We start from the raw sequence: 18,409 nt of genomic DNA on the forward strand, positions 1-18,409 counted from the left end.
CCGCCCGGGCGAGAACCTCCAGCCCCTATAAGCAGGGGTTGCCCGTATCGTGCGGCCGCTCGGACAACCCAGTAAGAAACGAAGAGCCCTACCAGCCACAGAGCCAGAACTGTCAATTCTCCCATGCCGCAGACGTAGGGCTCCCGGAAGTAGATACAGAAGAGCACCTGTCTGCGTTCCTCTCGGTGTGGCAGGCGGGTAAGCAGGTCCAGCGCCTCCCCCGGGTCTGTGGCGCCCGGTGACTCTCACGGCCGGTGTGCCAGTACAGCGGCGGGCCATTTGGCTTACCGACCGACGCCCGGCCAGCAGCCTCCGCCGGCGAAATTTCTAGCCTCCAATGAGACAGAGGACGGCCACCACGTCTCCCTCAATCTGCACAGCTACAGGTCAGCGGCCTGCGCGCTGCTCGCCGCTGAGCCATGGCCCGCTACGCGGGACGGCGCAAATAGCCGTCGTCCGCGCGGCGGCATCTGCTTCAGTCGGTCGAAGCGATCTGGGGCGGAGCGGTCATCGCAGCAACGACTTCCTCGAACGCTAGCCCACTAGCTGCGGAGGCCACCCCGTCGCGCGCGCCGAGCCGGTCCGTCTCAGTGCGATGCGCGGAAACCTTGAACTTCCCCGCGATCCGCTCGACGTGAATGCTGATGCCCACAATGTTCCGCAGCATCTGCTCAGTGAAGTCCGCCGGTGCCTGACCGATCCGCCATGGCTCTTCACGCCCCGCCTCCATGGCGGTCGTCAGCCGCGCCACGACGCCACGGACCCACTTGGGATCGTTGTGGGCGACCAGATCTCCCCAGGCATGAACTACGAGGTAGTTCCAGGTCGGCACGACGCGATGATGCTCAACCTTGGACGGGTACCAGGACGGCGAGATGTAGTGCTCGGCGGGGCCGAAGACAGCCAGTACCGGCCCCCTCTGGTTACCAGGCCGCCAGAGGGGATTCGACCGCGCAACGTGTCCAACCAGTTCTCGGCCGTTATCACCCTCGAGCAGCAGAAGGGGGATCAAGTCCGCATCCGGGCGCGCGCCGTCGTGCGTGATCAGCGTGGCCAGAGGGTGACGCCTGATGAAGCTCTCGACGACCTCGGAGTCTTCGACGGCGTCATGAGCAGGCGTGTACGGCATGCTCCCCTTCTATCACCGGGAGTGGCTCATCGTTCGAGAAGTCTCAACCGCCCATGCTGAGACGGAAGCATGGAACCGCCGAGAATCCCCACTGTCTGAAGGCTCACGAGCCCCGTCACTTTCCGCGTGCGGCAACACCTTCCCTGGGAGTGGCTCAGAGCACGCCGGCTCAAGCACATCATAGGGCGGTCCGACAAGGTCTGCGAATATGAGGTCATGACCAGGGTGCGCCTGCGTGGACAGCTCATCTGCCACGACGATCGGGACGCTGCGCTCGTCGCGGAGCACCTCCCGCTCCATACGGAGCTGAGCCGTGCCGAAGATGGGTGCATCTCGTTCGAGGTGTCCCCGACCGAGGATCCCCTGGTGTGGCAGGTCGATGAGCTGTTTGCCGACTCTGCGGCATTCAAGGCGCACCAGGACCGCGTCACGGACAGCGAGTGGGGTCGAGCAACCGCAGCTGTAGAACGTCGCTACGTGACGGAAGGCGTCTGAAAGCTAAGGGGCGGATCCCCGGCTCGATCGCCTCACCGACCAGGCAGACGATCTCCCCTGCGGCCAGTGCACGTTCTCCGGCGACAACCATCACGGCAGGGTCGGCGGTGGTCGCCTCACCCGCCGGTGAAGACACCGATCGTCAGCTCGACGCCCGCGTCCCGGCACGCGTGCCCGAGGGCCTCGATGCTCCTGTGCCACTCAGCGGAACCGATGCCATGCGCTTCCGTTCCTGCACCCGACGAGACTGCCGGAGCGATCTGCTGAAGGTCAGAGATCGCCAGGCCGACGGCACCGCCTCCGCCGGATGGCAGGCGGTCGAGCGCCCGCGTCGCGGCCCGTACCAGCCCTGCTGCTCCTGAGGGTCCATTCGTCCTTCACGTACGCCGATATCCGCGTTCTCCACGATCGTCATGACGTCGCTGAACCCCTTACAGGTCTCACCGTCATACACATTCTCAGTCGCTGAAGAGCTCGCGCGAGCTGACTGTGGCGTTTCATCTCCCGTCGACACCGCCTCGGCGTCCCCACTGGCGGTGCAGCCGGCCAGGACCACAGCGGCAGCGGCTGCAGCCGACACACGCGCGGACCGCTTCCTACGCATTCTTCCCCCCGTACGCACCGGCTGTGCACCTCCGCACACGCTGCTGACCTCGCGATATGACCGAAGCCTAGAGGGGGCGCTGTCGGTGCTAACCCGTGTTGAGACCAATTCCCGCTTGTCCTGATCGAAATATCTCTGAAGCAATACGCGGGAGGTGCAGGTGAACCTCACCATTCGTCGGCTGGTCCGGGGCTCCATCTTCGGAAGTCCGATCAGATACGCCGTCGCTCGGCTGCCCCCTCTCCCCCAGCGTCAGACGTCATCCAGCTTCAGCACGTCGACGGCTGTCGAGCCGTCGCGGTACGTCACGTCAACCTCCACCCCGCCGCTCGACGCACCCTCGAACTCGTCGCCCGGCAGCCAGACCGCGAACCGGCCGTGGGAGACCGTGGCGGCAACGTCACCGTGAGCCTGGCTGCGGTAGACGACGCCGACGACGTCCGGGCCGGCCTGCCCGGCCGCCAGGGAGATGTCCCGGTCGTTCATGCTGCCCACGCCGAGATCCGTGGGAAAGAGCTCTCGAGCCCCCGGGCTGACGCCGTCGAGGCCGTGGGGAGCGCCGATCGAGCCGATCATTCCCGCGGCGAACAGACCCGCGGAGCCATCGGTGATGCACAGCGCCGAGAACCCGTCCGCACCCGCGAGCACGACCGTGGTCCACACGCCGCGTGACTCGGCGATGGCGACGTCGGCGCTGCCAAGGTCGTCCGCGTACTGAGCTCCCGCCCCGTCCTCCATCTCCTTGCGGCACTCGGCGCCAGCCTCCGGGCGCTGCTGCGCTGACACGGCCTCGGGGACGGGCGTCCACGTGGCGAAGGCTTCGTCACCGCCGATGAGAGGCGGCAGCGCCACGATGCCGGCAGCAACCGTGGCCGCGAGGCCGCCGATCACGGCCACGCGGCGGGTGGTTCGCGCGGCGCCACGGGGGCGCCCCGTGACGGCTGAGTGCTGCAGCGCCGCACCACTGTCCGGGACCGCCGGGGCGGTGGCGAGGATGGTATGAAGGTCGGCGCGGGCGCGAGGGCCCGACGCGTCGATGCGCGGGTGGGCGGGGTCCAGCGATCGCAGGGTGGCGTCGATCTCGTCGTCGATGCGGTTCATCGCGTGGTGGTCCTTTCAGCGGCGTCACGGGTCGGCGTTACGGCCCGCGGCAGGTGGTCGAGGTGGAGACGGAGCGCACGGCGGGCACGGCTGAGCCGCAGCCGGAACGCGACCGGCGAGATCGCCAGCACGCCCGCGGCCTGGGGCGCGTTCAGCCCGTCGAGGACGGCCAGCGCCAGGGCCTCCTGATGCCTCTCGGAGAGTCGACGCCACGCCCTGGCGAGATCCACCCGGTGCACCACTGCCTCGGTGGCGATCTCGTCGGAGGACGTCATGGCGTCGGCAAGGCGCACGCCCAGCGCGCGGCGACGCTGCTCGCCCCGGTGCTCGTTGAGCAAGATGTTGCGCGCGATGCCGAAGATCCACGCTCGCGCGTCGGGGTGGGCGCGCGGCAGGTCGTCAAGCCGACGCCACACCACCAGGAACGCCTCAGCGACCACGTCCTCGGCGTGATCGGGGGCCGCACGCCGCTGCACGAATCTCAGGAGGTCTGGGTAGACCGCCTCGTACAGCGATCTGAAGGTGTGCTCACGCTGAGGAGCATCCGATGCCTGGCTCATACCCCGTACCTGTCCACCACCCGCGCAAGTGTGTCGCGTCTGGCCTCCTCGCGCTCCGTTCGGCCCGCGTCCCAGGCATCGCGGGCGTACGGTGTGCCAGGAGGAGGCCGCCGATGACTACCACGTCCAGCACCCCGTCCGCGGTCCGCGGGGGCCTGTTCCGCAGGATCGGACGCCGGCTGCGCACCGCCGCCCGAAAAGTCACGTCCACGGTGCGCCGCAGCGTCGGCCGCCTCCGCCAGAGAGTCACCGAGCCGGACTCCGCGATCGAGGGTGCCGTGGTGGAGGGCGTCGAGGCCACCGTCGAGGGCAAGAACCCGGTCTGGGGCGCCGTCAAGGGCGCCTGGCACGGTCTCAGCGTGCCGTGGCGGGTCGCCATCGTCGTGATCGCCGTGCTCGTCCTCCTGCTGGCACCCGTGCTGGCGATCCTCCTGCTGCTCGCGCTGCTCATCTTCGCGATCGTCCGAGCGGTCCGTTCGCGGTCGACCTCCCCCGCGACGGCGTAGGAGCCCCCTGGCTCGACCTCGCCCGCGAGCTCTCTCGCGTCGCTCGGCCTCCCCGACGCTGCCTGCCGCTCGCTGCGGGCGGCCGGCGGTCCCTTCGACGTGGCCAGGGCAAGATACCCGGCGCCAGGTGGAGGACAGCGGCGAGCCCGAAGATCTGGTCGTGCCTGCCACTCCCCTGCTGGATTATCGGACGACGCCGCACCGCCGGGTGGCGGCACGCTCGTACCCGTCGCAGACTCGAGTCGAGGTGTTGACGCTGTGAGAACGGATACGACCATGGACGCACGGCGGCCCGTGACCGCCGTGCTGCGGTTCGTCACGGCTGGCCGGCCGATGGAGGTATGGCTCGTGCGGGTCGAACGCCACGTCGGACCGGTCCGGCCGCTCGCGCGGCGGATCGCCAGGGCGACCTACGGCGACGTCGTGGAGATCTCCGCCGCCGAGGTGCTGGCGGCCGGTCGGCGCGTCGTGGAGGACGCTCGCGACGGCAGGTCGACACCACAGTGGATCAAGCTCGTCTCAGAACTGTGACCGGTGCCCGAACCGCGTAGCGTCCCTGCGACGGTGCTGACGCGACGGTGCCGAGGCCCCACAGGGATTCCTGCTGGCGACGATGTCGAGAAGCGCCGCACCGCTCCGTCCCCTGGGTGAGCACGGCCACAATGGGCCGTACCCACCCGAGGGAGCGAGGACGATGGCCAAGTACCTGCTGCTGAAGCACTACCGCGGCGCGCCGGCAGCCGTCAACGACGTGCCGATGGACCGCTGGACGCCCGAGGAGATCTCCGCCCACCTGCAGTACATGAGCGACTTCGCCTCCCGGCTGGAGGGGACCGGGGAGTTCGTGGACGGGCAGGCGCTTTCCCCCGAGGGCACGTTCGTGCGTTACGACGGCGAGGGGCGCCCGCCGGTCACCGACGGCCCGTTCGCGGAGACGAAGGACCTCATCGCCGGCTGGATGGTGATCGACGTCGAGAGCTACGACCGCGCGCTCGAGCTGGCCGGCGAGCTCTCCGCGGCTCCGGGCGCCGGCGGCAGGCCGCTCGGAGAGTGGCTCGAGCTGCGGCCCTTCCTCACCGCCCCGCCGACCGTCACGGAGTGAGCGTGGACGAGGCTCTCCTGCGCAGCCTCATCCCCGCCTCGATCGGCGTCCTCGTCCGTCGCGGAGCAGAGTTCGCGGCGGCCGAGGACGCCGTGCAGGAAGCCCTGATCGAGGCGCTGCGGGTGTGGCCGGACGACCCGCCGCGCGAGCCCAGGAGCTGGTTGGTCGCGGTGGCGTGGCGCAAGTTCCTCGACGCCACCCGCGCGGACGTCTCGCGACGCCGGCGGGAGGTACGGGTCGATGCGGAACCCGGTCCCGCGCCTGGAGTGGCCACCGACGACACCCTCAAGCTCTACTTCCTGTGCGCGCACCCCTCCCTCACGCCGGCCTCCGCGGTCGCGCTCACCCTCCGCGCCGTCGCGGGGCTCACCACGCGCCAGATCGCACGGGCCTACCTCGTCCCGGAGGCGACCATGGCGCAGCGCATCAGCCGTGCCAAACGCACCGTCTCGGGCGTCCGGCTCGACCGGCCCGGCGACGTCGCGACGGTGCTGCGCGTGCTCTACCTCGTCTTCAACGAGGGCTACTCCGGCGACGTCGACCTCGCCGCCGAGGCCATCCGGCTCACCCGTGAGCTGGCGGCCCGGTTCGAGCACGACGAGGTCGCCGGGCTGCTCGCCCTCATGCTGCTCCACCACGCGCGACGCCCCGCGCGGACCCGGTCCGACGGCAGCCTCGTCCCCCTCGCGGAGCAGGACCGGGACCTGTGGGACACCCGCCTGATCGGCGAGGGCGTCGACGTGCTCCAGCGGGCCCTCGCTCACGACCGGCTCGGGGAGTTCCAGGCCCAGGCGGCCATCGCGGCGCTCCACGCGGACGCACGCACCGCTGCCGAGACCGACTGGGTGCAGATCGTCGAGTGGTACGACGAGCTGGTGCGCCTGACCGACAGTCCCGTCGCCCGGCTCAACCGCGCCGTCGCGGTCGGCGAGGCCGACGGTCCCCGGGCCGGGTTGGCCGCCCTGGCGACGCTCGACCCCTCGCTGCCCCGCCACGGCGCGGTCGCGGCGTACCTCCACGAACGCGACGGCGATCCGCTCACCGCGGCACGGCTCTACGGGGAGGCGGCGCTGTCGGCCACGAACCTGGCCGAACGCGAGCACCTCACCCGGCAGGCTGGCCGGCTCAACGCCACCCTACGAGGCTGACCTCCTCGCCCGTGTCACAGCCGTCCGCGCTGTCTCGTCCCAGAGGCAGGACGGATCGACGAGAGGGTGAGGACCATGCGGGTGTTCGTAGCGGGTGGTACCGGGGTCGTCGGGAGGCGGCTGGTCCCCCAGCTGCTCGCGCGCGGTCACCAGGTGACCGCGACGACGACGGGCCGGGCCAGACTCGGGGTACTGGCACGGATGGGTGCCGACGGCGTCGTCATGGACGGCCTGGACGCGGCATCGGTCGGCGAGGCGGTAGCCGTGGCCCGCCCGGACGCCGTCGTCCATGAGATGACCGCCATCTCGCCCGTCCGCGCGGGGAAACCGGACATCCGGCGGCCCGACCGGTGGTTCGCCGTGACCAACCGGCTGCGCACCGAGGGGACCGACCACCTCCTGGCCGCGGCGCAGGCGGCCGGGGTGCGCACCTTCGTGGCTCAGAGCTACGCCAGCTGGAACGGCAACCCACGGGGTGGACCGGTCCAGACCGAGGACGAGCCGCTCAACCCCATGACCGGGACAGCAGCGGAGCCGGCGATGGCCGCGACGGCCCACCTCGAGAGGGTCGTGCTCGCGGCCGGCGGCGCGGTGCTGCGTTACGGCGCGCTCTACGGCCCGGGCGCGGTCGACGACCAGGTCGAGCTCGTGCGCCGACGCCAGTTCCCGCTCGTCGGGCGGGCCACCGGCTACAGCTCGTGGGTGCACCTTGACGACGCCGCGACCGCCACCGTCCTGGCCGTGGAGCAGGACGCGAACGGCGTGTTCAACATCGTCGACGACGAGCCGGCGCCCGCGAACGAGTGGCTGCCCCACCTGGCCGCGTGCGCGGGTGCGAGGCCGCCACGCCGGGTGCCGGTATGGCTCGCCCGCATGCTGGCCGGCGACCAGGTCGTGATCATGATGACCGAGGGCCGCGCCTTCTCCAACGCCAAGGCCAGGCGTGAGCTGGGCTGGCAGCTGCGTCACCCCTCGTGGCGCACGGGGTTCAGGAACGAGCTCCAGCTGGCGGGCCTCATCCGCCCCGCGGACGAGGTGACGTCGGACGAGGTGGCGTCGGACGAGGTGGCGTCGGACGAGGTGACGTCATGAGCGGCGCTACGCTCGTGGCGCCAGGCAGCGAGGGAGGAGCTCGGGTGAGCAGGACGACGGAGTTCGAGGAGCTTCGGCCGCTGCTCTTCGCGATCGCCTACCGCATCCTCGGCAGCGTGAGCGAGGCCGAGGACGCCGTCCAGGAGACCTGGCTGCGCTACGAGACGTCCTCCACGACGCCTGTGTCGACCAAGGCCTTCCTCTCGGCCGTCGTCACCCGGATCTCGATCGACGTCCTGCGCTCAGCCCGCTCCCGGCGCGAGCAGTACGTCGGGCAGTGGTTCCCCGAGCCGCTCGTCACGGACCCGTACGAGGACCCGGCGCGTGCGGCGGAGCTGGCCGACTCGGTGTCGACGGCGGCTCTTCTTCTGCTCGAGCGGCTGAGCCCGCTGGAGCGGGCCGTGTTCGTGCTCCGCGAGGTCTTCGGGTTCGGCTTCCCCGAGGTCGCGGCCGCCGTGGGCCGGTCCGAGGCCGCATGCCGCCAGCTGGCCGTCCGCGCGCGACGGCACATGGACGCCGGTCGGCCCCGCTTCGAGGCCGACCGCAGGGGACGCGAGGAGCTGGCGGCTCGGTTCTTCGACGCCCTTCGTGAGGGTGACGTCGCGAGCCTGCGGGAGCTGCTGGCCGCCGATGTGCAGATGGTCGGCGACAGCGGCGGCAAGGCACCGCAGTGGGGCCGTGGGATCTTCGGCGCCGACAAGGTCGCCCGCGTGCTGACCTCCACCATGCCGTGGTTCGCGCAGATCGGGGGCAGCGTCGAGCAGGAGGAGCTCAACGGACAGCCGGGCGCGATCTTCCGCGACCGGGACGGCAAGGTCCTCAGCGCGCTCACGCTGGACGTGCTCGACGGGCAGATCCACGCCATCCGGGCGGTGCTCAACCCGGACAAGCTCCGCCACGTGGGTCCGGTGGCGGACGGGTGGGCCGTCTACCGCGAGGCGCAGCAGGCCCGGAGGGCGACCGACTGACGGCGGTCGGCCCATGCCACCGGGGCGTCGGCACGCCCGGACGGCCGGGACGACCCGCGGTCAGTCCCAGTCGCTGCGCCGCCGCGCCGGCCAGCGTTGCGGCGGCCGTCGTGACCACAGCGTGCACGGCCGCGTCGTGCCGGTGCGCACCCCTCGGCAGCCGTGCACGTCCTCCGGCCAGCGGTCCTCACCCGTCACCGGGTCGTGGGCGACCTGCACCGTCACGTCCCAGCCGTTCGTGAAGAGCTCGCAGTCGCAGAAGGAGCCCTCACGGCCGATGCGGCGCTCCAGCCTCGTCGCGAGCGGCGCCTGGAGCTCACGCCACCGCCTGGTCCACCGCAGCGTCGTGTCGCACCCGAACTGCACGAGCATCCGGTTGACGTAGCACAGCACGCACTCGTGCGGCCCAGGCCCGGTCAGGTCCTGCGCCAGGCTGGCCAGCTCGATCTCCAGCGTGCGTACGCCGTCGTCCACGGACATGGGCCTCTCCCCCGCTCACCGGTCCGAACCCCTTGTTCGAACACCTGTGCAGAAGATGGCAGGAGCCACCGACATCGGCGCTCAGCCCCCGAGGACCCACTCCACGATCGCGGCGTGCGTCGGGGCGAGGTTGCGCTTGGCGGCGAAGGTCACCGAACGAGGGTCGTCGAACGCCTCCGCGCTGACCTCGTCCCCGCGGTGCACGGGCATGACGTGCATGAGCATGACGTCCGGCCCTGCCTCGTCGAGGACCTCGGTCGTGATGCGGTACGGCTCGAACGCGGTCCGCCGGCGACCCGGCGTGCGGGCCGCCGTCGGCCAGACGTCGGTGTAGACGACGTCGGCGCCCCGCACCGCGTCCGCGAGGTCGTGCCAGACCGTCACGCTGCCCCGCTGTCCGTGGTGCGCCAGCTCGGCGAGGAAGTCCTCGTGCACGCCGTGCCCGGGCGGGCACACCTGGCGCACCTGCAGCCCGAAGGGCACCGTCAGCTCGCACCAGGAGCGCAGCACGTTGGAGTCCTCACCCACGAACGTGACGGTGAGGTCGTTCAGCGGCCCGCGCCGCTCGAACAGGGTGTACGCCTCCGAGAAGACCTCCACCGGGTGACCGAGATCCGTCATCGCGTTGATGACGGGCACCTCGCACACCCGCGCCAGCTCCGTCACCGCCGCGTGGTCGCGGGCACGCACGACCACCGCGTCGACGGCACCGGAGAGGATCGCGGCCGTGTCGCTCACCGGCTCGCGCTGCCCCAGGACGAGGGGGAGGTCGATGCGGTGCGCACCGACGGCGTCGATCGCCGTGTCGTAAGCGAGCCTGGTCCGGAAGCTGGTCCCGTCGAAGATCGTGGCCACGCGCCTGTCGGCGAAGCGCGACCGGCGCCTCGCGCGCTGGTCCTTCCAGCCGGCGGCGGCGAGCCACAGCGACTCCAGGTCGGGACGCGAGAGGTCAAGCAGCGTCAGCAGACTCCGGGGGTGGGACACCGTGCCAACCTATCGCAGGCCGGTCGGCACGCCCGAACGGGGTGATGCGTCTGAGGCACCTCGCGAGGGGCCCGGTCGCCCAGGGCGAGGACCCGCGCGGGTGCCTGACCGACTCGCGCCGGCACTCGGGACTCACGTCCGTCCCCCGGGGGAGTCATGCCGACTCCCGGGGACTCACGTCCGTCTCCCGGGGACTCAAGCCTGTCTCCCGGGAACTCCCATCCGGCGCCGGCGGAAACGCCGGGCGACGCTCACGCGATCAGCTCGCCCAGCGTGGCGACGACGTCGACCAGCGCTCCCCGCCGGTACACGGTGACCGGGAAGGGACGGTCCACCGCCGTCCCGAGCATGAGCCGCTGCAGGTCCTGGGCGGTGCGGACGGGGTGCTCGCCGGAGGCGATGACGACGTCACCGAGGTAGATGCCCGCGTGCGCGGCCGGACTTCCGGGGACCACCTCCGTGACGTGGAGGCCCGTGCGCCGTCCGAGCCGCTCGGCCAGCGCCGGCGGGACCGCCATGGTCACCCCGCCGATGCCCAGCCACGCGCGACGCACCTTTCCCGTGCTGATCAGCTCGCCGAGGATCCGCCGGGTGGTGGCGTTGACCGGGACCGCGAGGCCGAGGCCCACGCCGGCCACGGCGGTGTTCACCCCGACGACGGTGGCGGTGGAGTCCGCGAGGGCCCCGCCGCTGTTGCCGGGGTTGAGCGCAGCGTCGGTCTGGATGACGTCGTCGATCGAGTGGGCACCGCGGGCGGTGCGTACGGGGAGGGAGCGCCCGAGCGCGCTCACGACGCCGGCCGTCACGGAGCCGGCGAAGCCGAGCGGGTTGCCGACGGCGACCACCAGCTGGCCCACGCGCAGCGTGTCGGCGTCGCCCAGCTCCGCCGGCCGTGCCAGTCCCGGGCGCGTGCGCAGCACCGCCAGCTCGGAGAGCCGGTCGGTACCGAGGACGTCGAAGGGTGCCTCCTCGCCGTCGGCCGCCACCACCCCTCCCCCGGTGACGCCCTCGACGACGTGCGCGCTCGTGAGCAGGAGCCCGTCCTCGGTGAAGGCGAACGCCGAGCCCGTCGCGCTGCCGCGGCGGCTGCGCACGAGGACGGAAAGCACCCGGGGCTGCAGCGCCTCGGCCACCGAGGTGACCACCCGGGAGTAGGCGTCGAACGGATCGGCCATGCCTGTGCAACACCGGCGCCGACGCCGTCATGCCGCCGGCAGTTCCGCTGCGGGCGATCGGGTGTCCCACGACCCGCCGATACGCTGGCCCTCATGCCTCAGCGTCCCGGCCCGGTGGGCCTGCTCGTCACCGCGCTGGTCGCCGCCCTCGTGCTCGCCGGGTGCGACTCGGGCACGACGCCGGTCGAGGACGCCACGACCCAGGACCTGCAGGACGCCCTGGCCGCCGTGCCCGGGGTCGACGACGCACGCGTGCGCCACCACCCGGGCGACCACGAGTACGTCAGCATCAGCCTCGACCTCCGGCCCGGGACGCACGCCCTGGCTGCGGTGCCCGTCGTCGACGCCGCCCGGGACGCGGTCGAGGGCTCGGCGTACCGCGACGTCGACCTGATGCTCACGCTCGGCTGGGAGGACGACGACCGGCGCCTCGACCTCACCGCGCACGGGACGACGCCGATCCTCGCCGCCCTGGCCACCGAGGCGCGCGCCATGGCCGTCCTCGAGCAGCACGGTTTCGAGCGCACGGCGCTGAGCGTCTCGGACACCGCGCTCGACGCCCGGTACCGCCGGACGATCGACGTCACGCTGCCGGCCGGCTCGCCGAGCCGGTCGCTGGCCCGTGTGCGCGAGGCGCTCGTCACGCAGCTGCCGGACACCCAGCAGGAGACGACCCTGGACGTCCGCTACCACGGGGACTACGACCGCGACCGGCCCACCGACAGCCACAGCCTGAGCGTCCCGGCCGCCGCTCCCGCGGAGCTGGTGGCGCTGGCCGACTCCTACCTGCGTCGGCCCGTGCCGGCGGGGTGGCCCGGCGCGACGGACGTCTACGTCAACGTCAACGGCCACGGCACCGACGTGGACGACTGGTACGTCTCGATCGACGCCACCCTCGCCCCGCAGGCGATGTGGGACGTCGCGGAGGGCGACCTGGAGGACCACCTCGGTTCCGACGTCGTCATGGACGCGGCACGGCACGTCGCCCGGGCCGCCGCGTTCCCGGGTGCCGACGCCTTCGTCGACGTCCGCCTCGAGAGCCGTGACGGGTACGCCGACGTCGGCGGGTTCTACACGGGCGACTGCGCCGAGGCCTGGGACGACCGCAGCGGACGCTCCCGCGAGCTGTGGCGCACCTGGGTGGAGGCGGGCGGCGAGCCGAGGCAGGACGGTGCCACGGCCACCGAGTGCCCGGACGCGTAGCACCGGGCACGGACAAGAGAAAGCCCCCGGCGGCAGGGGCCGGGGGCACCGCTCGGTGGGTCAGCCGACGTTGCGGGCCGCGCGGCGACGGGCGAGCTCGTCCTCGACCGCGGGCTCCTCCTCGCCGTGCGCGCGCTCCGTCGGCAGCTCGGCAAGGTCGCCCTCGACCTCGCGCCAGACACGGCCGACGGCGATCCCGAAGACGCCCTGACCGCCCTGGACCAGGTCGATGACCTCGTCGGCGGACGTGCACTCGTAGACGGAGGCTCCGTCGCTCATCAGGGTGATCTGGGCGAGGTCCTCGACCCCGCGCTCGTGCAGGGCCTGGATGGCGGTGCGGATCTGCTGGAGCGAGACGCCGGTGTCGAGGAGACGCTTGACCACCTTGAGCACGAGGATGTCGCGGAAGCTGTACAGGCGCTGGCTCCCGGACCCCTTGGCGCCGCGGATGCTCGGCTCCACGAGACCGGTGCGCGCCCAGTAGTCAAGCTGGCGGTAGGTGATGCCGGCCGCGCGGCAGGCGGTCGGCCCGCGGTAGCCGGTGTCCTGGTCGAGGTCGGGCAGCGTGTCACCGAAGAGCATGCCCTGGGCCCGTTGGGGGACGCCGGGAACGGCGTCCGCCGTCGCATCAGTGCCGCTCACAGGGTTCTCCGTTCGTCCGCGATCCCTCGACCCACCGCTACTGCCGCCGCTGCCGAGGATACCGCTCGTTCGCTCTTGATGGGCCCACGCTATGGCCGCACCGGTACCCGGTCAACGAGGCGCACCGGTAAACCGTCCGGCGTGTCCGATCCGCGTGTCTCACCCTCGACCACAGGTTGAGAGTTTCCCCACGCGCCGTCGCTCCGGGGCGCGTCTTCGGTCCGCCGCCGGCGCCGGTTCACCGGTCCTCGGGCTCGTCCGGCGTGCCGGACGCGTTGCCCTCCTGAGGCTTGATGGCGAAGTCCTCCGGCTCGACGCCCTCGAGGAAGGTGCGGAACTCCTCCATCACCTCCGGCGCGGGCGCCGAGGGCGCCTGCACCGCCTCCTCGTCAGCCTGGTCCAGACCTGCCTCCTCCATCGGCACGCCGGCCAGGGTGAGGAGCGTCTCGTCGCAGAGCACCGGGCAGTGGGCGCGCAGCGCGATCGCGATGGCGTCGGAGGGGCGTGCGTCGATGACCTGCCCACCGCTGAGCACCAGCTCGGCGTGGAAGATGCCGTGGACCACCTGCGTCACGCGCACCTCCTTCACCCCCACCCCGAGGTGCTCGAGGACGGAGACGAGCAGGTCGTGGGTGAGCGGACGCGGAGGGACGAGCCCGGCCTGCGCGGACGCGATCGCAGCCCCCTCCCGGGGGCCGATGACGATCGGCAGCACGCGGGTGCCGCCCGGCTCACCGAGCACCACGACGACCTCGTTGCCGGGCACGCTCACCCGCACGCCGAGCACCACCATCTCCCGCATGCCGCAACGGTACGTCGCACGCGGGCGCGGCGCGCCCGGAACACACCCCAATCGGGTGATCGCCCCGGCGGTTTCAGCCGAGCTGCTCGACGGCGGAGCGGAGCAGCTCCGTGTGGAGGGTCGCGTAGAGCTCGGCGAGCTCGGCCGCCTGCGCGGCGCTGCGTTCCCGGGCCGCGCCGGAGCGCTGCGCCCGCGTGGGGGCAACCACCTGGTCGATGACGTCGGCCTCCCGCTCGGCGCTGGTGCGCACGGTCCGCAGGTGGCGGGCGCTGATGCCGTGCCGGCCCAGGGCGAGCACCGCCTGGACCACCTGGACCGAGCGCCCGGGGAAGCGCCCGCGCGTGTCGGCCAGCACGAGCCCGGCCTGCGCCATCTCGTCCAGCTCGGCCTCGGTGGCGCCCGTGAGCTCGCAGAGCTCCTTGGCACTCACCCGCGCCCCGGGGGCCGGCCGGACGAGCTCGCCGTCGCGCGTGACCACGCGGGCGAGCGAGGGCTGCTCCACCTGACGCCCGGCGTCGAGGTCGGCGAGCTGCTCGCGGATCACCCGCAGCGGCAGGTAGCTGTCGCGCTGGGCGGTCAGGGCGAAGCGGATCCGCTCGGCGTCGGCCCGGGAGTACATGCGGTAGCCGGACCCGGTGCGGCGCGGCTTGACCAGGCCCTGCTCCTCGAGGAAGCGCAGCTTGGAGATGGTGACGGCGGGGAACTCCGGCTTGAGGAGGGCCAGGACGGCACCGATGCTCATCGAGGGCTCGTGGGAGACCTCCTGCGGCCAGGTGCCGGTCCGTTCGGCCGGCGCCCGGGGTGCCGGCGCAGGTTCGTGCGCGGCGTCGGGCCGACGTCGTGCTGCCGGGCTCACCGCTGCTGCGCACCTGCCGTGGAGCCGCCGCGGTGGTGACTGGGGTGGTAGGTCAGGCGGTACTTGCCGATCTGGACCTCGTCGCCGGCACGGAGCAGGGCGGTGTCGATGCGCTCCCGGTTGACGTACGTGCCGTTGAGGCTCCCCACGTCGCGGACCGAGAAACCGCTGCCCTCGGTGAGGAACTCGGCGTGCTTTCGCGAGACGGTGACGTCGTCGAGGAAGATGTCGGAGCTCGGGTGACGCCCGGCGGTCGTGCGCTCGGCGTCGAGGAGGAACCGTGCGCCGGCGTTGGGACCGCGCTGGACGATGAGGAGCGCGGAACCGGGCGGCAGTGCCTCGACGGCGGCCGCGTCGTCGGCGCTGAGCCCCTGGTAGACGAGCTCGCTCTCGGGCTCCGCGCCGATGGCGCCGAACCTGGCCGTGCTGGTCACGTCGTTGCGCTCGCCGCCCTCGCCCGGGCGCCCCGGCTGCTGCGGGGTGGTCATAGGGCTACCTCCTGGGTCGTCTGAGTCCTCCGGCCCTCGGCCGACGTCCTGTGGTCAACAATAGGGGTCAAGTCACCGTGGTTGCCGGACGAGCAGCCTCCGCACACCCACGGGACCTGCCATTTCGTCCCGATCCGGTCCCGTCTCACCCTCCTGGCTCCTCGGGCGGCACGGGCGTGGCGTGCTCGGGCTCCGGGACCTCGCGGGTCGCGGTGATGCGGATGTCGTCCTCCTCGGTGACCGTGACCTCCCCGCCGGCGTTGCGGACCGAGGAGAGCGCGCCGCCCGGGATGTCGAGCGCCCCGGAGAGCGTGTCGGGGTCCCCGATGGCGAGCCACTCGTACGGCGGGGCGATCGCCACCCCGTCGACGAGGACACCCCCGGCACGGTCGTCGAGGATCCAGCTGCTGGCGGTCAGGCGCTGGCCGGAGAGCTCGACCGACTCCACGCCGGCGTTGCGCAGCTCCTCCAGGATCGTCACCAGGACCTGGGCCCGTACCCCGCCGCCCGGGTCGTCGATGTCCACCCGCACGCCGGGGCCGTGCACGGGCAGGGTCCCCGCCAGGATGCCGCGCGTGCGCGCCTGGAGCTCCGCCGCCTCCTGGGCCGCCTCCCGGGAGGTGGTGGAGGACCGGAGCTCGGCGAGGTCCCGCCGCAGCTCCTCCTGCTCGTCGGAGAGGTCGGCGTTGCGCTGGGTGAGCTCGTCGAGCAGCCGCACCAGGTCGTCCTGACGCATGCCCGCGAGGACGTCCTCCTGCGTCTGGCGCACCTGCGTGACGACGGCGAAACCCAGCCCTGCGCACAGCAGCGCGACGGCCACGTGCCCGAGCGTGAGGCGCGGCGCGAGAAGGGAACGCCACGTCCCCCGCCCGCCGGGACCGGCGGTCTCCCCCGTGCCCGTCGCGGCCGGCTGCGCCTCCGCACCGGTCGCGAGGTCAGCCTCGTCCGGACGCGGCCCACCGTCGGTCGGGGCCGGCTGCTCCGGAGCCGGCTGCTCCAGAGCCGGTTCCTCCGGGGCGGACTCCTCCGGGGCCGGCGCCCCCGAGTCCGGCGCGCGTCCGCCAGGCCCGGTCGGGTCGGGACGCGTGCCCCGGTCGCCCTGCCCACCGTTCGCCGGGTCCTGCGGTGATGCGCTCATGCGTTGAAGACGTGCCGGCGGATGGCGGCGACGTTGGAGAAGATCCGGATGCCGAGGACGACGACGACGGCGGTGCTCAGCTGCGTCCCCACGCCCAGCTGGTCCCCGAGCCAGACGATGAACGCCGCCACGAGCACGTTGAAGACGAAGGAGACGACAAAGACGCGTTCGTTGAACAGCCCGTCCAGGCGCGCACGAAGTCCGCCGAAGAGGGCGTCGAGCGCCGCGATGACCGCGATGGGCAGGTAGGGCTGCAGGGAGCTGGGCACGGTGGGTTCGAAGAAGACCCCGGCGAGCACCCCGACCGCAAGACCGAGCAGAGCGAGCACTCAGCGCACCTCCTCATCTGCCGGTCGTCCCCGGTCCTCCGCCGCCGTGCTGTCCCCCGAGGGTGGCACATCCTGCGACGGCGGAGAAACGGCCCCGCCGTCGTCGTCCGGGAGGGGTTCGGCCAGCTCAGGGGTGAGCTGCTGCAGTCCCGGGAGCTCCAGGTCGTCGGCCGTCCGGATGCTGACCCCGATGGAGTAGGTGCCGCGCAGCACGCCGAGGTGCGTGCTGGCGGGCGTGCGCGCCAGGCGCGTCTGCAGCTGCTCCGGGTCGCCGATCGCCTCGACGACGTACGGCGACACGACCGCCTCGAGGTTGACGAGGATCGCCTGCCCCGCGGTGCGGATCGCGCTCGTCGGCCCGAGTCGCTGCCCGTTGACGGCGATCGCCTCGGCACCGCTGGCCCACAGCGAGTTGACCAGGACCTGCAGGTCGACGTCGGTGACGCGCTCGTCCTCCGTGCCGGCGACCCCGCGCCGGGCGGCCGCGGAGTCCTCGAGCGTCACGACGATGCCCGGTCCGGTGACCGCCACGTGGCCCGAGGCCACGCCGAGCAGGCGCACCTGCGTCAGCAGCTCGGAGCCGGCGCCCGAGAGCTCGGCGTCCCGCAGTCGTTCGATCTCCGCGGCGCTCTCGGCGTTGGACGTGCGCAGGGCGTCCCCCTCGGCCGCACGTTCGCGGATCTGCTCGACCAGGAGCGTGCGGGCCGGCAGGAACCCGGACTGTGGGGCCCGCAGCGCCTTGGCGGCCCAGACTCCGCCCATCCCCATGACGACGCACAGCACGAGCACGGCCGCCCTGCGCCACCACGGCAGGTGCTGCTGAGCCTCGCTCTTCCGGGCGGCCATGTCGCGGTAGCCCGCGTCCAGCGGGTTCTCCAGCAGCTCGCGCAGCAGCGACATCGACTCGTCCGGCCGCCTCGGCCGGCCACCCGGCCCCGCGGGCACGGGCGCGGCGACCGGGGTGGCGCCGTCGTCGTCGGTCCGGCTCACGCTCACGCCCTGGAACGTCCGCGGTCCGCCCGGACGATGCGCACCACCTGCTCGACGTAGAGCAGCGCCGCCACCCAGTACAGCCCGACGCCCCACCAGGCGCTCGCCCAGCCGACCGTCCACGCCAGCGCGCCCACCACCCCCGGCACGCTCGCCAGCAGCAGCAGCGGGAAGGCGTACATGAGCGCGAAGGTGCCCGCCTTGCCGGCGAGGTGGACCGGAAGGGGGCCGTACCCGTGCCTGTTGAGGACGGGCAGCAGGCATGCGAGCACGACGTCGCGCAGGACGATGACGAGCACGAGCCACCAGGGGACCAGCTCGCGCCAGGCCAGACCGACCAGCGTCACGAAGATGTAGAGCCGGTCCGCCGCGGGGTCCAGGAGCTGCCCGAGGCGGCTGGTCTGGTTGAAGCGGCGTGCGATGACGCCGTCGAACCAGTCGCTGGCCCCGGCGATCACCAGCACCACCAGCGCGGCGGCGTCCCGCTCGGTGAAGATCAGCACCGCGAAGACGGGCACGAGCAGCAGCCGGATCCCCGAGATGACGTTCGGGACGGTCCACACCCGGTCAGAGACCTCGTCGCCGGTCCGGCTCTGTGGGGTGCGGGAGCTCACCGC

Annotated in this window: 22 protein-coding genes; 8 read left to right on the forward strand and 14 right to left on the reverse strand. The window is 72.3% G+C overall.

Features of this window, described 5'->3' with window-relative positions; genetic code table 11:
• Positions 1-475: 475 nt before the first annotated feature.
• Entirely contained in the window at positions 476-1,129 is a 654-nt protein-coding gene (locus ATJ97_RS02515; RefSeq protein ID WP_098482391.1) for an FMN-binding negative transcriptional regulator, read from the reverse strand.
• Between the two features lie 216 nt (positions 1,130-1,345).
• Between ATJ97_RS02515 and ATJ97_RS02520 the strand changes: the two genes are divergently transcribed.
• Positions 1,346-1,624, forward strand: a complete 279-nt coding sequence (locus tag ATJ97_RS02520; RefSeq protein ID WP_098485166.1) for a putative quinol monooxygenase — start codon at positions 1,346-1,348, stop codon at positions 1,622-1,624.
• Positions 1,625-2,480: 856 nt separating this feature from the next.
• Here the strand turns inward: ATJ97_RS02520 and ATJ97_RS02525 are convergent.
• Positions 2,481-3,329 carry a hypothetical protein gene (locus ATJ97_RS02525; RefSeq protein WP_098482392.1) on the reverse strand — a complete coding sequence of 283 codons (849 nt, stop codon included), beginning with the start codon at positions 3,327-3,329 and terminating at the stop codon, positions 2,481-2,483.
• A complete protein-coding gene (locus tag ATJ97_RS02530; protein ID WP_098482393.1) occupies positions 3,326-3,889 on the reverse strand; it encodes an RNA polymerase sigma factor in 564 nt (187 codons plus the stop codon). Before ATJ97_RS02530 ends, ATJ97_RS02525 begins: the two co-directional genes overlap by 4 nt.
• A gap of 113 nt (positions 3,890-4,002) precedes the next feature.
• On the opposite strand from ATJ97_RS02530, the gene ATJ97_RS02535 reads away from it, so the two are divergent.
• The 6 genes from ATJ97_RS02535 to ATJ97_RS02560 all read left to right on the forward strand — a co-directional run bounded on the left by ATJ97_RS02535 (position 4,003) and on the right by ATJ97_RS02560 (position 8,705).
• On the forward strand, positions 4,003-4,395 hold the full coding sequence (locus tag ATJ97_RS02535; protein WP_098482394.1) for a hypothetical protein: 393 nt from the start codon (positions 4,003-4,005) through the stop codon (positions 4,393-4,395).
• Positions 4,396-4,671: 276 nt separating this feature from the next.
• The gene (locus tag ATJ97_RS02540) at positions 4,672-4,926 is read left to right on the forward strand and encodes a hypothetical protein (protein ID WP_098482395.1); all 255 of its coding nucleotides are present in this window, start codon (positions 4,672-4,674) and stop codon (positions 4,924-4,926) included.
• A gap of 163 nt (positions 4,927-5,089) precedes the next feature.
• Positions 5,090-5,497, forward strand: a complete 408-nt coding sequence (locus tag ATJ97_RS02545; protein ID WP_098482396.1) for a YciI family protein — start codon at positions 5,090-5,092, stop codon at positions 5,495-5,497.
• Between the two features lie 2 nt (positions 5,498-5,499).
• On the forward strand, positions 5,500-6,645 hold the full coding sequence (locus ATJ97_RS02550) for an RNA polymerase sigma factor (protein WP_098482397.1): 1,146 nt from the start codon (positions 5,500-5,502) through the stop codon (positions 6,643-6,645).
• A gap of 75 nt (positions 6,646-6,720) precedes the next feature.
• The gene (locus tag ATJ97_RS02555) at positions 6,721-7,737 is read left to right on the forward strand and encodes an NAD-dependent epimerase/dehydratase family protein (protein WP_098482398.1); all 1,017 of its coding nucleotides are present in this window, start codon (positions 6,721-6,723) and stop codon (positions 7,735-7,737) included.
• 44 nt (positions 7,738-7,781) lie between these two features.
• Complete coding sequence (locus tag ATJ97_RS02560) at positions 7,782-8,705, forward strand: RNA polymerase sigma-70 factor (RefSeq protein WP_098482399.1); 924 nt, start codon at positions 7,782-7,784, stop codon at positions 8,703-8,705.
• A gap of 60 nt (positions 8,706-8,765) precedes the next feature.
• On the opposite strand, the gene ATJ97_RS02565 is transcribed toward ATJ97_RS02560, so the two are convergent.
• The 3 genes from ATJ97_RS02565 to ATJ97_RS02575 form a co-directional block, all read right to left on the reverse strand.
• On the reverse strand, positions 8,766-9,185 hold the full coding sequence (locus ATJ97_RS02565; protein ID WP_098482400.1) for a DUF2695 domain-containing protein: 420 nt from the start codon (positions 9,183-9,185) through the stop codon (positions 8,766-8,768).
• 81 nt (positions 9,186-9,266) lie between these two features.
• Complete coding sequence (locus ATJ97_RS02570; protein ID WP_098482401.1) at positions 9,267-10,169, reverse strand: ornithine carbamoyltransferase; 903 nt, start codon at positions 10,167-10,169, stop codon at positions 9,267-9,269.
• Positions 10,170-10,420: 251 nt separating this feature from the next.
• Positions 10,421-11,344, reverse strand: coding sequence for a S1C family serine protease (locus tag ATJ97_RS02575; RefSeq protein ID WP_098482402.1), 924 nt, complete (start codon positions 11,342-11,344; stop codon positions 10,421-10,423).
• A gap of 93 nt (positions 11,345-11,437) precedes the next feature.
• Between ATJ97_RS02575 and ATJ97_RS02580 the strand changes: the two genes are divergently transcribed.
• Entirely contained in the window at positions 11,438-12,547 is a 1,110-nt protein-coding gene (locus ATJ97_RS02580) for a hypothetical protein (RefSeq protein WP_098482403.1), read from the forward strand.
• A 60-nt stretch (positions 12,548-12,607) separates the two neighbouring features.
• Here ATJ97_RS02580 and ATJ97_RS02585 read toward each other — a convergent pair whose 3' ends face one another.
• The 8 genes from ATJ97_RS02585 to clsA form a co-directional block, all read right to left on the reverse strand.
• Positions 12,608-13,129: a MerR family transcriptional regulator gene (locus ATJ97_RS02585; protein ID WP_170037599.1), complete on the reverse strand. Its 522-nt coding sequence runs from the start codon at positions 13,127-13,129 to the stop codon at positions 12,608-12,610.
• Between the two features lie 298 nt (positions 13,130-13,427).
• Positions 13,428-13,991, reverse strand: a complete 564-nt coding sequence (locus ATJ97_RS02590; RefSeq protein ID WP_098482405.1) for a bifunctional nuclease family protein — start codon at positions 13,989-13,991, stop codon at positions 13,428-13,430.
• A gap of 73 nt (positions 13,992-14,064) precedes the next feature.
• Positions 14,065-14,733, reverse strand: coding sequence for a transcriptional regulator FtsR (gene ftsR / locus ATJ97_RS02595; RefSeq protein WP_098482406.1), 669 nt, complete (start codon positions 14,731-14,733; stop codon positions 14,065-14,067).
• A gap of 110 nt (positions 14,734-14,843) precedes the next feature.
• Positions 14,844-15,335 (reverse strand): FHA domain-containing protein, encoded by a 492-nt coding sequence (locus tag ATJ97_RS02600; RefSeq protein ID WP_098482407.1) that lies wholly within the window; start codon positions 15,333-15,335, stop codon positions 14,844-14,846.
• 145 nt (positions 15,336-15,480) lie between these two features.
• Complete coding sequence (locus ATJ97_RS02605; protein WP_098482408.1) at positions 15,481-16,473, reverse strand: DUF881 domain-containing protein; 993 nt, start codon at positions 16,471-16,473, stop codon at positions 15,481-15,483.
• The gene (locus tag ATJ97_RS02610) at positions 16,470-16,802 is read right to left on the reverse strand and encodes a small basic family protein (protein WP_098482409.1); all 333 of its coding nucleotides are present in this window, start codon (positions 16,800-16,802) and stop codon (positions 16,470-16,472) included. Before ATJ97_RS02610 ends, ATJ97_RS02605 begins: the two co-directional genes overlap by 4 nt.
• Positions 16,803-17,792 (reverse strand): DUF881 domain-containing protein, encoded by a 990-nt coding sequence (locus tag ATJ97_RS02615; protein ID WP_170037067.1) that lies wholly within the window; start codon positions 17,790-17,792, stop codon positions 16,803-16,805. It lies immediately after the preceding gene.
• Positions 17,793-17,794: 2 nt separating this feature from the next.
• Complete coding sequence (gene clsA / locus ATJ97_RS02620) at positions 17,795-18,406, reverse strand: cardiolipin synthase ClsA (RefSeq protein WP_245862033.1); 612 nt, start codon at positions 18,404-18,406, stop codon at positions 17,795-17,797.
• Positions 18,407-18,409 lie beyond the last annotated feature (3 nt).

Origin of the sequence: Georgenia soli (assembly GCF_002563695.1) — a bacterium.
Taxonomy (GTDB): Bacteria; Actinomycetota; Actinomycetes; order Actinomycetales; family Actinomycetaceae; genus Georgenia; species Georgenia soli.

Excerpts from the sequence above, each read along its gene's own strand:
- ATJ97_RS02530 (WP_098482393.1), bottom strand. The coding sequence starts at position 3,889 with ATGAGCCAGGCATCGGATGCTCCTCAGCGTGAGCACACCTTCAGATCG.
- ATJ97_RS02525 (WP_098482392.1), bottom strand. The coding sequence starts at position 3,329 with ATGAACCGCATCGACGACGAGATCGACGCCACCCTGCGATCGCTGGAC.
- ATJ97_RS02555 (WP_098482398.1), top strand. The coding sequence starts at position 6,721 with ATGCGGGTGTTCGTAGCGGGTGGTACCGGGGTCGTCGGGAGGCGGCTG.
- ATJ97_RS02605 (WP_098482408.1), bottom strand. The coding sequence starts at position 16,473 with ATGAGCGCATCACCGCAGGACCCGGCGAACGGTGGGCAGGGCGACCGG.
- ATJ97_RS02535 (WP_098482394.1), top strand. The coding sequence starts at position 4,003 with ATGACTACCACGTCCAGCACCCCGTCCGCGGTCCGCGGGGGCCTGTTC.
- ATJ97_RS02580 (WP_098482403.1), top strand. The coding sequence starts at position 11,438 with ATGCCTCAGCGTCCCGGCCCGGTGGGCCTGCTCGTCACCGCGCTGGTC.
- ATJ97_RS02585 (WP_170037599.1), bottom strand. The coding sequence starts at position 13,129 with ATGCTCTTCGGTGACACGCTGCCCGACCTCGACCAGGACACCGGCTAC.
- ATJ97_RS02520 (WP_098485166.1), top strand. The coding sequence starts at position 1,346 with ATGACCAGGGTGCGCCTGCGTGGACAGCTCATCTGCCACGACGATCGG.
- ATJ97_RS02565 (WP_098482400.1), bottom strand. The coding sequence starts at position 9,185 with ATGTCCGTGGACGACGGCGTACGCACGCTGGAGATCGAGCTGGCCAGC.
- ATJ97_RS02515 (WP_098482391.1), bottom strand. The coding sequence starts at position 1,129 with ATGCCGTACACGCCTGCTCATGACGCCGTCGAAGACTCCGAGGTCGTC.
- ATJ97_RS02575 (WP_098482402.1), bottom strand. The coding sequence starts at position 11,344 with ATGGCCGATCCGTTCGACGCCTACTCCCGGGTGGTCACCTCGGTGGCC.
- ATJ97_RS02590 (WP_098482405.1), bottom strand. The coding sequence starts at position 13,991 with ATGCGGGAGATGGTGGTGCTCGGCGTGCGGGTGAGCGTGCCCGGCAAC.
- ATJ97_RS02600 (WP_098482407.1), bottom strand. The coding sequence starts at position 15,335 with ATGACCACCCCGCAGCAGCCGGGGCGCCCGGGCGAGGGCGGCGAGCGC.
- ftsR (WP_098482406.1), bottom strand. The coding sequence starts at position 14,733 with ATGAGCATCGGTGCCGTCCTGGCCCTCCTCAAGCCGGAGTTCCCCGCC.
- ATJ97_RS02540 (WP_098482395.1), top strand. The coding sequence starts at position 4,672 with ATGGACGCACGGCGGCCCGTGACCGCCGTGCTGCGGTTCGTCACGGCT.
- ATJ97_RS02545 (WP_098482396.1), top strand. The coding sequence starts at position 5,090 with ATGGCCAAGTACCTGCTGCTGAAGCACTACCGCGGCGCGCCGGCAGCC.